Raw genomic sequence first — 14932 nt, 5'->3', positions numbered from 1 at the left:
GATTCAGTCTCCGGAGCGTGCGGCATCGTGGATCTTATCTCCGCCGATCCATGTCGAATGCATCTGAAGTTCAGATGTAAGCATGACAAAATCCGCATCGAAACCAGGCAGAAGCCTGCCTTTGCCAGAAGCGCCGATTGCCTCGGCAGGATAGGCGGACGCCATTCTCAAGGCCTCTTCCAGCGGCGTGTCCAGCTTTTCGTGCATGAAGCGAATGCAGGAGAGCATATCGATATCCGCCCCCGCCAGCGTACCGTCTTCAAGCGTCAGCCGGCCGCCGTTGCGATAGACACGCCTGCCATTCAGCTCAAAACCATCATCGTCGGTGCCGATAGTCGACATGGCATCAGTGACGAGGAAGATGTGGGCCGGGCCATTCTTTGCGCGCAGCGCAATGCCCATCGCGGCCGGATCGACATGGAAACCGTCGGCGATCAATCCACAATCGAGCTTACCGTTTGAAAGTGCCGCCCCCACGAGCCCCGGCTCGCGATGACCGAGCGGGCTCATGGCATTGAAAAGATGTGTGACCATCGAAGCACCTGCTTCGGCATAGGCAGTCGCCATGTCGAGTCCTGTGTCCGTGTGGCCGAGACTGACGACGATGCCGGCTTCTGCCAGCGCCTTGACCTGTTCCAAGGTTACATTCTCTGGGGCAACGGTCGTCATCACGAAGGGGAGTTTTGCCTTGCATCCGGTCAGCACCGCCAGATCAGGCGCTTCCATTTTGCGGATCAGTGCCGGATCATGTGTGCCCTTGCGGGCAACCGAAAGATGCGGGCCCTCGAAATGCAGGCCGAGAAAGCCGGGCACCCTTTCTCTTTGGGCGTCAATGCCCGCTTCAGCGGCTCGCAATGTGATATCCGGCCGGTCGGTGATGAGCGTGACCATCAGCGCCGTGGTGCCGAATTTCGCATGGGCGGAGCAGATCCGGGCTATTCCTTTCGCATCCGGCTGGTTATTGAACATCACCCCACCGCCGCCGTTGACCTGAAGGTCAATGAAGCCAGGCGTGATCAGCAATCCTGGCGCGTCGATGATCTCGGCTTCTGCCGGTGCGGACATGCGGCCACTGATGTCGCCGACACGGCCATCCACGGTCACGAGCACCCTGTCGTCGTGCCATGCGGCACCATCGAAAATGCGGGCGCCGACAAATGCCTTGATGCCGCTCATTGAGTTTCCGTCACCTTCTTCAACGCCACCGGCGCATCCGGGTTGAAGCCGCGCAGACGCGACAATTGCTCGATGAAGCCGTAAAACGGCGCGATCAACAACAATGCATCGGTCAGCGGATGGTTGGTTTCCACGAAGGGCAGGGACTTGGCGGGGCTGCCTTTTGAGGATGTAACGAAAACATTGGCGCCCTTGCGGGAGAGATTTGCGGCAATTTCCGTCACGGAGGTCTCGGCGCGGTCACGGGCGGCAAAGGCGATCACCGGAAATCTCGGCGCGACCAGCGAAACCGGGCCATGCATGACTTCCGCCGACGAATAGGCTTCCGCGTGCAGTTCGCAGGTTTCCTTGCATTTCAGCGCGGCTTCCGCGGCGATGGCGAGAGCAGGACCACGGCCAAGCATATAAAGCGATTCCTCACCCTTGACCGCCTCGCCGATGTGGCTCCAGTCAAGGGCGACGGCCCGGGCGAAATTCTGCGGCAGGGCGCTGATCGCCTTGGCAAGCAGGCTGTCTTCCGTCCATTCGGCAAGGATCGCGAGACCGGCAACGATGGAGTTGACGAAGGATTTGGTGGCAGCCACGGCTTTTTCCGGGCCAGCCTGTATATCGATCGCGTGATCGGCGGCATCGCCAAGCGCAGATGGCAGGGTGTTGACGAGCGAGAAAGTGAGCGCACCGCCATCGCGCGCACTTTGCGCCAAGGCGACGATATCCGGGCTCTTGCCCGATTGCGAAACGGCAATGGCCGCCGCCCGTTCCAGCCGCAGCTTCGTCTGGTAGATCGAGGCGAGCGACGGGCCGAGCGAGGCGACCGGAAGCCCGGTCTGCAGTTCGATGGCATATTTCAGGAAATGGGCGGCGTGATCGGAAGATCCACGGGCGATGGTGACGATAACGGCCGGATCACGGGCCTTCAGCTTGGCGCCGGCTTCCTGGAAGTCCGAATTGGCATTGTCGAGCAGGCGGGCGACTGCATCGGGAATCTCATCGATTTCCTGGCGCATCAGGGTTGTCATTGTTCTGTCCTTGATCACTGGTGGTCACTCGGGCCCATCGTCAGTTCGGCGACGAGGTCATAGGCGTCGCTGCGGTACAGCGCACGGGATATTTCCATAAGGCGCCCGCTTTCCAGATAGGCCATTCGCTGAACGGAAAGCGCTGCCGAGCCCGGCGGAACGCCAAGCAGCAGGGTTTCTTCATCGGTAAGGTTACGGGCAGAGATGCGCTGGATGGCGCGCACCGGGCGAATGCCACTTTTCTCAAGCTCAAGATAGAGCGAATTTTCGACCAGTTGCGGGTCGGGCAGAATATCGCCTGGCAGGCTCGTGACTTCAAGCGCGATCGGCTGGTCATTGGCAAGGCGCAGACGGGTGAGCCGCGCCACCATGGCCGATTGTGAAAGGCCAAGCGCCATCATTTCGTCGCCGGTGGGGTGAAAGAGGCCTCTGTCCAGCCAGCGGGTGCTCGCCGTCATGCCACGCCGGCGCATGTCCTCCGTAAACGAAGTGAGCTTGGTCAGAGGCTGTTGCATGCGGGTGATCGGCTTGACGACAAAGGTACCGGAACCGTGCCGCCGGACGAGGAGGCCGTCGCGCACGAGGTCATCCACAGCCTTGCGCACCGTGACGCGGCTGACGCAGGCACTTTCCGCAATGTCGCGCTCTGGCGGCAAGGCATCGCCATGTTTCAGGCGGCCACCATTGATGGCGTCTTCAATCGTCTGGCGCAGCTTTAGGTAAAGCGGGCCGCCACCCGATTGCAGATCCTCCAGATTAAGCGCTGCCCCGTTCATTCATAACCTCTGTTACAATACGATATGGCTGCTTCTGGCTATACCACACAAGTCGCGATCAGCAATACCAAAATAGAACCATTGGCGAACTTGTATTATTAATCGGAGCTTTTTTCGTTCTAATGCCTCAATTTAAGGCCTTATGATCGAAATTTCCGCATTAACCAAAAAAATTTTCTGAGCATTGTAATTGCTCTAGACGATTGGCATTTTTTTGGTATTGTTTTGGCATCGGTTGCCGGTGAATAGCTGTTGCGCGTCCTGCTGGCCTGGAAGAATCGGTTTCATATCCGCGACTTGCCAGAGTAAATCGAATTTTGCTTGACCGTTTTGAAAACTAATTTCATCATGGTTGGAAATTATCGCAGATAACTGAATAGCCAGCGGAGAATTGGCTGAATCTGCGAAAATTATTTACGAATGAGCAGGGAACAAAGTTCATGAAGGTGGGAATTATCGGACTCGGATTCCGTCTCGGTTATCTGGGCTACGTTTTTCATGAGATCGACAAGGATTTCGAGATCGTCGGTTATGTCGATCCGGCGCCGGCGGGCTTGCCGGGTCTCAAGGAAAAGGGGATTTCGGCCGGCAAGGCTTACGACAGCCCCGAGGCCTTGATCGCCAATGAAAAATTCGATCTCCTGATGATCGGTTCGCCGAACCACATGCATCTCGACCATATCCGCATTGGTCTTGAGGCGGGTTGCACCATCTTCTCCGAAAAGCCGATCGTCGTCAGCATCGAGGAAAGCCTCGAACTTGCCCGGCTCCTCAACAAGCATGGTCACGAGCGGTTGCTGGTGGGACTCGTTCTGCGATATTCGCCGCTTTACCGCGATCTGCGCGCCGCACAGGCTGAAGGTAAGCTTGGCGATGTCGTTTCCATCGAGGCTTCCGAGCATATTCCGCCCTATCACGGCGCATTCTTCATGCGCGACTGGCGGCGTTACGAGCACTATTCCGGCTCCTTCATGCTCGAAAAATGCTGCCACGATCTCGATCTCTACAATGGTGTTGTCGGCGCGCGACCCCGTTTCGTATCGAGCTTTGGCGGGCGCAAAAGTTTCACGCCGGCCAATGCGCCGCAGAATGATGGCATCAACGACATGGAGGTTTACCATCGCAAGCCGAGCGGCTGGATGGGATCCGACAAGGTTTTCGACAGCGACGGCGACATCATCGATTACCAGACGGCGATCGTCGAATATGAAAACGGCGCTTCGCTTGCTTTCCATACCAATCTCAACGTTCCCGATGATTTCCGCCGTTTCTGCGTCATCGGCGCCAAGGGCATGGCGGAGGGCGATTTCGTGCGCGGTTTTCTCAACGTGCACAATGCCCGCACCAATGAAAAGACCCTGGCCAAGACCTATTCGGCGGCAACCACGCTCTCGCAGCATTATGGTGCGGACGAGCAGATGGCGGAGGACGTCATCGCCCATGTCGTCAGGGGCGCGTCGCTTCCGGTTTCCGCGCTCGACGCAATCGAGGCCGGTATTCTGGCGCTTGCGATGGATGAAGCGCGTCATGGCCGCAAGGTGGTCGATCTGAAGCCGGTTTGGGAGGCATATGATCTGGCCCTGCATGGGCAGCCGAAATCCCCCGCCGTGAAAACGGCTTGAGGGGCGGCGCGATGGAAGCGAAACGCAGCGCTGTCGTCTTTGCCTGGCTCCTTCTTCTGCCGGCGCTTTTATACATCACGGTTATCGTTGCTTATCCGCTTGTCGATACCTTCATCCTGTCCTTTACCGATGCGTCGCTCAGGAAAACGACAAATTGGGTCGGCTTCATCAATTACGAGAAGATCTTCAACGCGACTTTTGCCGATGTCATCACGCGGACCTTTATCTGGACGTTTTTTTCCGTCTCGATAAAGATGATCATCGGCACCTTTGGTGCAGTGCTGCTGAACTCCGCCGTTCCCGGCCGGGCGCTGTTTCGCATCCTGACAATGCCGCCGTGGATCGTACCGATGGCTATCGGCATCTTCATGTGGGGCTGGATGTATAACGGCCAGTTCGGCATGATTTCCGGCGTGCTGCAGAACCTCGGTCTGGTGGATGGTCCGGTCGCATTCCTCGCCTATGGCAGAACGGCATTTTGGGCAACGATCGTCACTGACGTCTGGATCGGCGTGCCGATGGTGACGCTCTATCTGCTGGCGGCCATCCAGGCCATTCCGCAGGATCTCTACGAGGCCGCTTGGACAGACGGGGCAAGCCGCCTCTACCGCTTCCGCCGCATCACGCTACCGCTGATGCTGCCCGCGATGATTACCATGTCGATGATCTCGCTGATATCGACCTTTAATTCCTTCGATATCATCTGGATCCTGACGCAGGGCGGACCGACCGGCCAGACCACGACCATGATCATCGACACGTACAAGACGGCGATCGGCTCTTACAAATATGGTGAGGGTGCCGCGCGCGCCGTGCTGATCTGCATCTTCCTGTCGATCTTCACCTATTTCTACTTCCGCATTACCAGCCGCATCTCGCAGGAGGCCAGCCGATGACCGACAAGAATGCGATGATCAACCGCTACAGGTGGTATGAAATTGTCGGGATTTATTGCGGTATCGCCGTGTTCCTGACCTTCGTGCTGGCGCCCTTCGTCGAAGGATTCCTGGTTTCGCTGAAACCGCTCAGCCTGCTGTTTTCCTCGCCTTACAAGTTCTGGCCGACAAACGGTTCCTTCGAGGCCTACCGCACCATGTGGGTCAGCGTTCCGGGCTTCGCCCGCTACGTTTTCAACTCGTTCTTCATTTCGACGATCTCCACGATCATCGTTCTGCTTCTGGTGGTTCCGGCGTCATATGCCTTCGCCCGGTTCCAGTTTCGCGGCCGCGGGCAATTGCTCGGTGCATTTCTGGCGATCAACATGTTCTCCGGCGCCGTGCTCCTGATCCCGCTTTACCGGCTGATGCGCAATATGGGTGTGCTGAACACCTATCTGGCGATGATCATTCCCGGAGCCGCTTTCCTGATCCCGACCGCGATCTGGCTTTTGCGCACCTATATGCTGCGTATCCCGCGGGAACTGGAAGAGGCGGCCTATGTGGATGGCGCAAGCTACTTCTACACCTTCCGTCGGGTGATCCTGCCGCTTGCGATGCCGGGTATCGCCGTGGTCTCCATCACAACCTTCATCGGCGCTTATGCGCAGCAGTTCATCTTCGCGCTCACTTTCAATTCCAAGACCGAATATATGCCGCTGCCCATCGGCCTCTTCGCCTATTTCGGTCGTCAGGAAGTCATCTGGAATGAGTTGATGGCGGCCAGCTTCGTCGGCATTGCGCCGGCCATGGTCGTGATCTTCTTCATGCAACGATATCTCGTCAGCGGGCTGACCGCCGGCGCGGTGAAATAAACAACAACCGGAACGACCACCAAAACGGGAGACTACATATGGCACTGAAACATTACGGATTGGCGCTCTGCGCTTTCGCATTTGCCGGTTCCACTGCCCTTACCACGGTGACTGCGCACGCGGCCGACAAGGAGATCAGCTGGATCTATTGCGGCGACAAGATGGACCCGATCCACGAAAAATACATCAAGGAATGGGAAGGCAAGAACGAGGGCTGGAAGGTTGTGCCCGAGGTCGTCGGCTGGGCGCAGTGCCAGGACAAGGCGACAACGCTTGCCGCCGCCGGCACGCCCGTCGCCATGGCCTATGTCGGTTCGCGCACGCTGAAGCAGTTCGCGCAGAACGATCTGATCGTTCCGGTGCCGATGACCGAAGACGAAAAGAAGAGCTATTACCCCAACATCGTCGACACGGTGACGTTCGAGGACACGCAGTGGGGCGTTCCCGTCGCATTCTCGACCAAGGCGCTATACTGGAACAAGGACCTGTTCAAGCAGGCTGGTCTCGATCCCGAAGTGCCGCCGAAGACATGGGCTGAAGAAATAGCCTTCGCCAAGCAGATCAAGGAAAAGACGGGTATTGCCGGTTACGGCCTCCCCGCCAAGACCTTCGACAACACCATGCACCAGTTCATGCATTGGGTTTATACCAACAACGGCAAGGTGATCGACGGCGACAAGATCACGGTCGACAGCCCGCAGGTTGTCGCGGCGCTGAAGGCCTACAAGGACATCACGCCCTATTCCGTGGAAGGCCCAACGGCCTATGAGCAGAATGAAATCCGCGCCATCTTCCTCGATGGTAAGGTCGGCATGATCCAGGCCGGCTCGGGCGCCGCAACACGCCTGCAGGAAACCAAGATCAACTGGGGTATCGCGACCCTGCCGCTCGGCCCGGAAGCCAAGGGTCCCGGCACGCTGCTCATCACCGACAGCCTGGCGATCTTCAAGGGAACCGGGGTTGAAGAAAAGGCGACCGAATTTGCAAAGTTCATCACGTCGCCCGGCCCTCAGGGCGAATATGAGCTGCAGGGCGGTGCGGGCCTCACCCCGCTGCGTCCGTCTGCCAAGGTAGACGAATTCGTTGCGAAGGATCCCTTCTGGAAGCCGCTGATCGACGGTATCGCCTATGGTGGGCCGGAGCCGCTCTTCACGGACTACAAGGGTTTCCAGGACGTGATGATCGAGATGGTTCAGTCTGTCGTTACCGGCAAGGCAACGCCGGAAGATGCGGCAAAGAAGGCTTCTGGCGCTCTCGAGCAATATAAATAATCCGATTGCGACGGTTGCGGGCGTAATGCCCGCAACCGGTCCGTTTCGCCGTGAGATTGGTCGCCGCCCCCTGTGGCTGCTCTTTCTCGTGTTTTTCAACGGTTCCGGTCTGACGCGGTTTCCGCATCATTGTCCGGAACGTCTCTGAATGCGGCCAGATTTCGGCCGCTGACGGGAGAGGCAAGTCTTGGGTCAGCTTTATCTCAACAACGTCCGCAAGAACTATGGACATTTCGAAGTCATCAAGGGCGTTCAGCTCGACATCAGGGATGGCGAGTTCGTCGTTTTTGTCGGCCCCTCGGGATGCGGCAAATCCACTTTGCTGCGCATGATCGCCGGCCTTGAGGATATTTCCGGCGGCGACGTCGTCATCAACGGCGTGAAGGTCAATGAACTGCCGCCGGTCAAGCGTGGTATCGCCATGGTCTTCCAGTCCTATGCGCTCTATCCGCATATGACTGTTTTCGAAAACATCGCTTTTCCTTTGCGCGTCGAAAAGATGGAAGAGGGCAAGATCAAGGACAAGGTGGAGAGCGTTGCGAAGATTCTTCAGCTCGACCAGCGCCTGCAGCAGCGCCCCGGCATGTTGTCCGGCGGACAGCGCCAGCGCGTTGCCATCGGCCGCGCCATCGTTCGTGAACCGAAGATATTCCTGTTCGACGAACCGCTTTCCAATCTTGATGCCGCCCTTCGCGCCGATATGCGCATCGAGCTCACTAATCTTCACAAGACGCTCAAGGCAACGATGATCTATGTCACACACGATCAGGTGGAGGCCATGACCATGGCGGACCGCATCGTTGTGCTGAATGCCGGCGAAATCGCCCAAGTGGGCGCGCCGCTCGAACTTTATCACAAGCCGGCGAACCTGTTCGTCGCGGGGTTCATCGGTAATCCGAAAATGAACTTCCTGAAGGTCACCTGCAAATCCGTCGGTCCCGAGGGTGTAACGGTGGCTTATGAGGGCCAGACGATCACTGTGCCGGTGGAACCTCGCGCTGCTCTGGAAGGCGCGCAGCTAACGCTTGGCATTCGCCCCGAACATACCGGCCTCGAGCCGGCGGACCTCAACATCAAGGTGGCTCCCAGTGTCATCGAGCGGCTCGGTGTGAACACGATCGCCTATGGCGTCGCGCCGACAGGTGAAAATTATTGCGCGCTGCTTTCCGGCTCCGCACCCGTGGTGGTGGACGAGCCCATCGTCACCGGCATCAAGGCATCGGATTGTCACCTGTTCGACGAAAGCGGCATTGCTCTCGAGCGGCGCGTCGATCTTTCCGTCCTCAAGCTGATACAATAACGGCTGGGAGTCGGGCCATGCACTCTGTCCTAACGCGCCCGGCTTTTCCTGATGCGATCGGTGTCCGGCGATTTTTGCCCGTCACCGGGCGAAAAAATAACGCCGGGCTTTTGGCCCGGCGTTCACTGAACTCCAGCATCTCCGTTGGATCACGGCATGGGGTTGGGCATGTAGCCGGTAAAACCGCTGATCTTCCAGCGTCCTTCATGCAGCCGGCAGTAATAAAGCGTCTGCCACTTCATGACGTCGAAACCGCCATCGGCCCTGCGAATTCCGCCGTCGAATTTCTTGCGAACCAGCGCGGTTTCGCCTTCCACTTCGATTTCCTCAAGCGTGGTGGTGGTGAAGATCGCATGGCGTGGGTCTTCAGCAAATTGCTGGGTTTGGAAATCCTTCGCCTGCCGCAGCCATTCGTCGCGATAGGCGGCAAGGGAGGGGAAAGACAGGCGCCAGTTGTCAGGATTTGCATCCCGACTGGCATTGATGCCGAGGAAGCCGTCTTCAACGAAATCATCCGCTACCCTGGACCAGTCGGCTGCAAGGAAAGCGTCGATGTCCCGCGTTACCAGCATCTCCCAGATGGAATGGCGGGCGCTGTCGGTTTCGGCGAAGGGGTTTTGGAAGGGATCGCGCATGATTCTGGTCCGTTGTTGAAATTATTTTCAGGAATTGGAAATTTCTCTGGTGATTATTGTTGGCATATGCTCATCTTCCAATCAACAGAGAAAACTGTTTTCATATTGAGGATGTCAGGCGTGTCTTCGGGAGGACGGAACAACGGCGGCTCCCGGCTTTATTCGGTTGACGGGCGGCCTGGATTAGGGTGCATCGGAAACGGGGCCAAGCCTTAAGTTTTGGCGGAACGGAGACCGGTGAGCATGGATATTTTCGCAAGAATACAAGAAGACAGGGGACAATTCTCGCAATCGGAGCGGCGGATTGCCGATATTCTGGTTTCGGATTTCGAATTCGCCGTCAATGCGTCGATCATTGAACTTGCCGCCCGCGCCGAAGTGTCTCCGCCGACGGTGACGCGGTTCTGCCGCCGGCTGGGCTGCCAGAGCTTTTCGGATTTCAAGGTCAGTCTCGCCAAGACGGCTTATGTCGGTATCCGATACCTCACCTCCGAACCGTCCAGCACCGGCCCCTCGGACGTCGCGGAAGAGGTGCTTGCCAAGGCTCAGGAAGCACTTTTCCTGTTGCACAGGACGCTCGATCCTGCCCTTGCCGATGAAGCGGCGATCAAGATCGCCAATAGCGGCATGATCTATGCCTTCGGCGCGGGCGGCAATTCCTCAATGATCGCTTCGGAAATCCAGAACCGGCTTTTTCGCCTGGGTTTGCGTGTCTCCACCAGCGCCGATCACAGCATGCAGCTGATGATGACCGCCGCGGCGCGAAAGGAGGACGTGATTATCGGCTCCTCCTTTTCCGGCCGCAACATGGAGCTGGTGAAGTGTTTCAGGCTGGCTCGCGACATGGGGGTTACCACCATCGCGCTTACCCAGAGCGACACGCCGCTTGCCGCGGCCGCGGATATGGTGGTGGGTGTCAACGTGCCCGAGGGAAACAATATCTTCCGCCCGACTTCATCGCGCTACGCCTATCTGGCCGCCGTCGATGTTCTGGCGACGCTTGCTGCTTATCACCACCGGCAAAGATCGATGGTGACGTTGCGTCACATCAAGCAGCAGCTCGTGGAGCATCGCGATTCGGATGACAAGCAATTGCTCGGCGACTGAAGGTGGGATGATGAAAACGTGGGCTGCTCGGCCCGAGACCCCGCAACAGGGGTCGTGAAACTTCAAGGGAGTTGCAGGAGATGAAGGACAGGAAAGACCAGCTCGCCATCGTGACCGGCGCGGCAGGTGATATCGGGCGGGCGATTGCCGCGGCGCTTTCTGAAAGCCATGCGAAGGTGGTGCTGGTTGATATCGATGCTGAAGCCCTTTCCAGTGCGCTTTCTCTGCTTTCCGGATCCGGTTTCGTTGCAAAAGCCTGCGATGTCACCGATCCTGCAGATCTTTCGAGGCTGGCGGCTGACGTCGCGGAGCTGGGCGATGTGGCGACACTCGTCAACAATGCCGGTGCCGCGAGGGCTGTCAGTCTGCACGACACGACCGCCGAAATATGGCGGCAGGACAATGCCCTTAATCTCGAAGCACCGTTTCTCTGCTTTCGGGCTTTTGAAGACGCGCTGAAGCGGACACAGGGTTCCGTCGTCAATATTACGTCGGTCAACGGCATGTCGGTTTTTGGCCATCCAGCCTATAGTGCGGCGAAGGCCGGATTGATCCACCTGACGAAACTCATCGCCGTCGAATACGGGAAATTCGGTATCCGTTCCAACGCTGTCGCGCCGGGCACCGTGCGCACCCAGGCGTGGGAGGTGCGGGCCGCTGCCAATCCCCAGGTCTTCGAGGAGGCGAAGCGCTGGTATCCGCTGCAGCGCATCGTGAAACCCGAAGACGTGGCGAATGCGGTCGCCTTTCTGGCGGGACCGCAGGCGGCGGCCATCAGCGGCGTGTGCCTGCCGGTCGATTGCGGTCTCACGGCGGGGCAGGCGCCGCTGGCCCGCACTTTCTCGCAATCCGAACACTACTGACCGAGCCCTCTCATAGGGTCAAATGCGCAATAAAGGGGAGCATCATGGCGCTCGCAAACTATCGTCTCGAAAATTCATGGCATCCACTGGCGGAATCGGCATCCGGAGGCTTCACCTTCACGCTGATCAATCTTGCCCGAGAGCCGCTGAGGGATTTCCGTATCGTTTACACGTCGCTGACGCGGACGGTAGACAAGCCGGTTTGCGGCAATGCGGTTTATCTGCGCCGTAACGCCAATTTCCATGAATTCGCGCCACCTGCCGATTTCGTGCTGGAACCTGGCAAATCCTGGCGTTTCACCGTCGATGGGTTGCTGAGGCCCGCCCGGCATCGCACGGATGGTGCAAAATCCGCCTATATCAGCCTTGCCGACGGCACGCATCGCGCCGTTGATGTCGGGGACCTGATGTTGGACGGGCGTCACAGCGAGCCGGCGCCGGTGCTGCTTCCGGAAGGCAAGCTTGTTCTGCCTTTTGCCATCCAGCCCTGGCCTGCCGAAATCGATGCCGAACCCGGCGACGGCTTTCCCGTCGCGCTCTTCCCGTCGGAAGATGCCAAGGCCGATGAAGTCCTTGCGGTGGAAACCGTGCTTTCGCTGTTCCGCAGGCTATTTGCCGTCGGGCACGTGCCCTTCAGCCTCGCCCCTGTCCATGAGGGAAAGGCCCTGCACTTCAAACAGCATAGCGGACTGGAGGCGGAAGGTTATCGCCTTTCCTTTTCCTCTGACTTTGTTGTCGTGGAATACTCGGCCGCTGCCGGGCTGCAGTATGGCCTGACGGTTCTGGCGCAATTGCTGCATGGCGCGCGTCTCGATCCGAGGTTCCGTTTTCCCGCGTCCGGCACAATCAGCGATGCGCCGCGTTATAGCTGGCGGGGCTGCCACCTGGATGTCTCGCGGCAATTTTATCCGACGCAGGATGTCGTGCGGCTCATCGATATTCTTGCATGGCTGCGCATGAACCGCTTCCACTGGCATCTGACGGATGATGAGGCGTGGCGTCTTGAAATCAAGGCTTATCCGTTATTGACCACGGTCGGCGCCACACGCGGCCCGGATGCGCCGCTTCTGCCGCAGCTTGGCAACGGCGCGGAACCGGTCTCCGGTTATTATACCCAGGACGATGTGCGCATGGTCATTGCCCATGCGGCGGCGCTGAATGTGGAAATCGTGCCGGAAGTCGATATTCCCGGCCATAGTACGGCTGCCCTCGTCGCCTATCCGGAACTGACGGACGGGCAGGAAGCCCCTGACAGCTATCGCTCCGTGCAGGGATATCCTAACAACGCGCTCAATCCCGCCATCGAACTCACTTACGAATTCCTCGGCAAGGTTTTCGACGAGATGGTGGAGCTGTTCCCGTCTCGGCTGATCCACATCGGCGGCGATGAGGTTGCGGACGGATCCTGGCTCGCCTCGCCACTCGCCAAGGCGCTGATGGAAAAGGAGGGACTGGATGGTACTTTCGGTATCCAGTCCCACTTCATGAAACGCATTCAGGCCATGTTGCACGAGCGCGGCCGTCAGCTGGCCGGCTGGGACGAGGTTTCGCACGGCGGCGGCGTCGACCCCGCGGGAACATTGCTGATGGCGTGGCAGAAGCCGGAGGTCGGCCTTGAACTCGCAAGGCAGGGTTACGATGTGGTGATGACCCCGGGGCAGGCCTATTATCTCGACATGGTTCAGGACGAAGCCTGGCAGGAGCCGGGTGCCAGCTGGGCCGGCACCGTTCCGCCTTCCCACACCTACTCTTATGAGGCGATCGGTGATTTTCCAGAGGAGTTGAAGGAGAGGATGAAGGGCGTTCAGGCCTGCATCTGGTCAGAACATTTCCTCAACCGCGCCTATTTCAACCATCTGGTCTTCCCGCGGCTACCGGCCATTGCCGAGGCGGCCTGGACACCGAAGGCGCAGAAGGATTGGTTGCGTTTTGCGGCCATCGTTCCCTTTAGTCCGGTGTATTGAGGGGAAGGTGACATGCGTATTGCCGTTGGTGGAATCCATACTGAGTGCAGCACCTACTCGCCGGTGTTGATGGGACAGGAGGATTTTCGCGTCTTTCGCGGCGCGGAGTTGCTGGAGGCCGAATATTTCAACTTTCTCGGCGAAGGCGGAGCGGAGGTGCTGCCGCTTCTGCACGCCCGGGCGGTGCCCGGCGGTCCGGTGTCGCGCCCGGCCTACGACGCTTTCAAGCGGGAATTCCTCGAGCGTCTGAAAGCCTCATTGCCCTTGGACGGACTTTATCTCTCCATGCATGGCGCGATGAATGTTGAAGGCATGGACGATGCGGAGGGCGACTGGATTTCAAGCGCCCGCACCGTGGTCGGACCGGATGTCGTCATCTCCGCGAGCTACGACCTGCACGGTAATGTCAGCCAGACGATCATCGATCAACTCGACATATTTGCCGGCTATCGAACTGCGCCGCATATCGATGTGCGGGAGACGATGGTGCGCGCCTGGACGATGTTGATCAGGGCCCTGGAGACAGGGACAAGACCCGGTATCGCCTGGGCGAAAATCCCCGTTCTGCTGCCCGGCGAGAAGACTTCCACGGAAGACGAGCCGGCCAGGAGCCTTTATGCTTTCCTTCCTGATCATGACGCCCGCCCTGGCATCTGGGATGCGAATTTCATGATCGGCTACGTCTGGGCGGATGAACCGAGAGCGACCGCTTGCGCCGTGGTGACGGGAACGGATAAAGCGGCCGCACAGGCAATTGCGGCCGAGATCGCGCAATCCTACTGGGACGCCCGGCAGGATTTTCATTTCGGTCCCGTGACGGAGCCGCTCGCGAAAATTCTGGATATTGCGGAAACGACGACCACCCGGCCGATCATTCTGGCGGACTCGGGCGATAACCCCACTGGCGGCGGGGTGGGCGATCGCGCCGATGTTCTGGCGGCGCTCCTTGCGCGTGACTGGCAGGGTGCATTGCTGGGCGGCATTACCGACAGGCCTGCGGTCGAAGCCTGTTTTGCGGCGGGCGAAGGCGCGATCCTTTCCCTGAAGATCGGCGGAAGTCTTGATCCGAAGAGCCCGTCCGTCACCGTTGAAGCCGAGGTTGTTACACTGGACGATCCCGGTGCGGCAGATCAGCGGCAGGCTGTGATCGCCATCGGCGGAATCACGGTCATTCTGGCGGCCCGTCGCCGGCCCTATCACATGATTTCGGATTTCACCCGTCTTGGCTTCGATCCGAAGGACGTGCGGCTTCTGGTGGTGAAATCCGGTTACCTGTCGCCGGAGCTTGCGCCAATCGCCAATCCCAACCTCATGGCGTTGACGGAGGGTGTAATCAATCAGGATATTGAAAATCTTCCCAATCGCCGTCGGGAGGGCGATTTTTATCCCTGGGAGCCGCACTTCGATTATATCCCGAATCCTGCCCTTTCGGTCCGCTGGCGATGACAG

The 14932-nt window shown here is 58.6% G+C and carries 13 protein-coding genes; 9 read left to right on the top strand and 4 right to left on the bottom strand.

Annotated elements, in window-relative coordinates; translation table 11 throughout:
- Nucleotides 1-3 precede the first annotated feature (3 nt).
- Genes nagA through EGT36_RS04745 form a run of 3 tightly spaced genes read right to left on the bottom strand, consistent with a single transcriptional unit; the run spans nt 4 to nt 2971 of the window.
- On the bottom strand, nt 4-1176 hold the full coding sequence (nagA, locus tag EGT36_RS04755) for an N-acetylglucosamine-6-phosphate deacetylase (protein WP_037090245.1): 1173 nt from the start codon (nt 1174-1176) through the stop codon (nt 4-6).
- Nucleotides 1173-2195, bottom strand: a complete 1023-nt coding sequence (locus EGT36_RS04750; protein WP_037090246.1) for an SIS domain-containing protein — start codon at nt 2193-2195, stop codon at nt 1173-1175. The genes nagA and EGT36_RS04750 overlap by 4 nt, the downstream gene beginning before the upstream one ends.
- Nucleotides 2196-2209: 14 nt before the next feature.
- Complete coding sequence (locus EGT36_RS04745; RefSeq protein ID WP_037090248.1) at nt 2210-2971, bottom strand: GntR family transcriptional regulator; 762 nt, start codon at nt 2969-2971, stop codon at nt 2210-2212.
- 440 nt (nt 2972-3411) lie between these two features.
- Here EGT36_RS04745 and EGT36_RS04735 point away from each other — a divergent pair, with 440 nt between their 5' ends.
- The 5 genes from EGT36_RS04735 to EGT36_RS04715 all read left to right on the top strand — a co-directional run bounded on the left by EGT36_RS04735 (nt 3412) and on the right by EGT36_RS04715 (nt 8914).
- Nucleotides 3412-4593, top strand: coding sequence for a Gfo/Idh/MocA family protein (locus tag EGT36_RS04735; protein WP_125270104.1), 1182 nt, complete (start codon nt 3412-3414; stop codon nt 4591-4593).
- Nucleotides 4594-4604: 11 nt separating this feature from the next.
- Nucleotides 4605-5489, top strand: coding sequence for a carbohydrate ABC transporter permease (locus EGT36_RS04730; protein WP_004443728.1), 885 nt, complete (start codon nt 4605-4607; stop codon nt 5487-5489).
- A complete protein-coding gene (locus EGT36_RS04725; RefSeq protein ID WP_004443724.1) occupies nt 5486-6343 on the top strand; it encodes a carbohydrate ABC transporter permease in 858 nt (285 codons plus the stop codon). The genes EGT36_RS04730 and EGT36_RS04725 overlap by 4 nt, the downstream gene beginning before the upstream one ends.
- A gap of 38 nt (nt 6344-6381) precedes the next feature.
- Complete coding sequence (locus tag EGT36_RS04720; protein WP_037090252.1) at nt 6382-7614, top strand: ABC transporter substrate-binding protein; 1233 nt, start codon at nt 6382-6384, stop codon at nt 7612-7614.
- A gap of 187 nt (nt 7615-7801) precedes the next feature.
- Nucleotides 7802-8914 (top strand): ABC transporter ATP-binding protein, encoded by a 1113-nt coding sequence (locus EGT36_RS04715; RefSeq protein ID WP_022556917.1) that lies wholly within the window; start codon nt 7802-7804, stop codon nt 8912-8914.
- 149 nt (nt 8915-9063) lie between these two features.
- Here the strand turns inward: EGT36_RS04715 and EGT36_RS04710 are convergent, their stop codons facing one another.
- Complete coding sequence (locus EGT36_RS04710; protein WP_004443720.1) at nt 9064-9549, bottom strand: hypothetical protein; 486 nt, start codon at nt 9547-9549, stop codon at nt 9064-9066.
- Nucleotides 9550-9792: 243 nt separating this feature from the next.
- Between EGT36_RS04710 and EGT36_RS04705 the strand changes: the two genes are divergently transcribed.
- The 4 genes from EGT36_RS04705 to EGT36_RS04690 all read left to right on the top strand — a co-directional run bounded on the left by EGT36_RS04705 (nt 9793) and on the right by EGT36_RS04690 (nt 14929).
- Nucleotides 9793-10656 carry a MurR/RpiR family transcriptional regulator gene (locus tag EGT36_RS04705; protein ID WP_006698207.1) on the top strand — a complete coding sequence of 288 codons (864 nt, stop codon included), beginning with the start codon at nt 9793-9795 and terminating at the stop codon, nt 10654-10656.
- An 80-nt stretch (nt 10657-10736) separates the two neighbouring features.
- On the top strand, nt 10737-11519 hold the full coding sequence (locus EGT36_RS04700; protein WP_037090254.1) for an SDR family oxidoreductase: 783 nt from the start codon (nt 10737-10739) through the stop codon (nt 11517-11519).
- Between the two features lie 44 nt (nt 11520-11563).
- The gene (locus EGT36_RS04695) at nt 11564-13483 is read left to right on the top strand and encodes a beta-N-acetylhexosaminidase (RefSeq protein ID WP_037090255.1); all 1920 of its coding nucleotides are present in this window, start codon (nt 11564-11566) and stop codon (nt 13481-13483) included.
- A gap of 12 nt (nt 13484-13495) precedes the next feature.
- Nucleotides 13496-14929, top strand: a complete 1434-nt coding sequence (locus tag EGT36_RS04690; protein ID WP_125270103.1) for a M81 family metallopeptidase — start codon at nt 13496-13498, stop codon at nt 14927-14929.
- The last annotated feature ends 3 nt before the right edge of the window (nt 14930-14932 follow it).

Origin of the sequence: Agrobacterium sp. FDAARGOS_525 (assembly GCF_003938925.1) — a bacterium.
Classification (GTDB): Bacteria; Pseudomonadota; Alphaproteobacteria; order Rhizobiales; family Rhizobiaceae; genus Agrobacterium; species Agrobacterium pusense.
The sequence above is the reverse complement of the archived record's forward strand: the minus strand, read 5'-3'. Positions and strand labels throughout refer to the sequence as shown.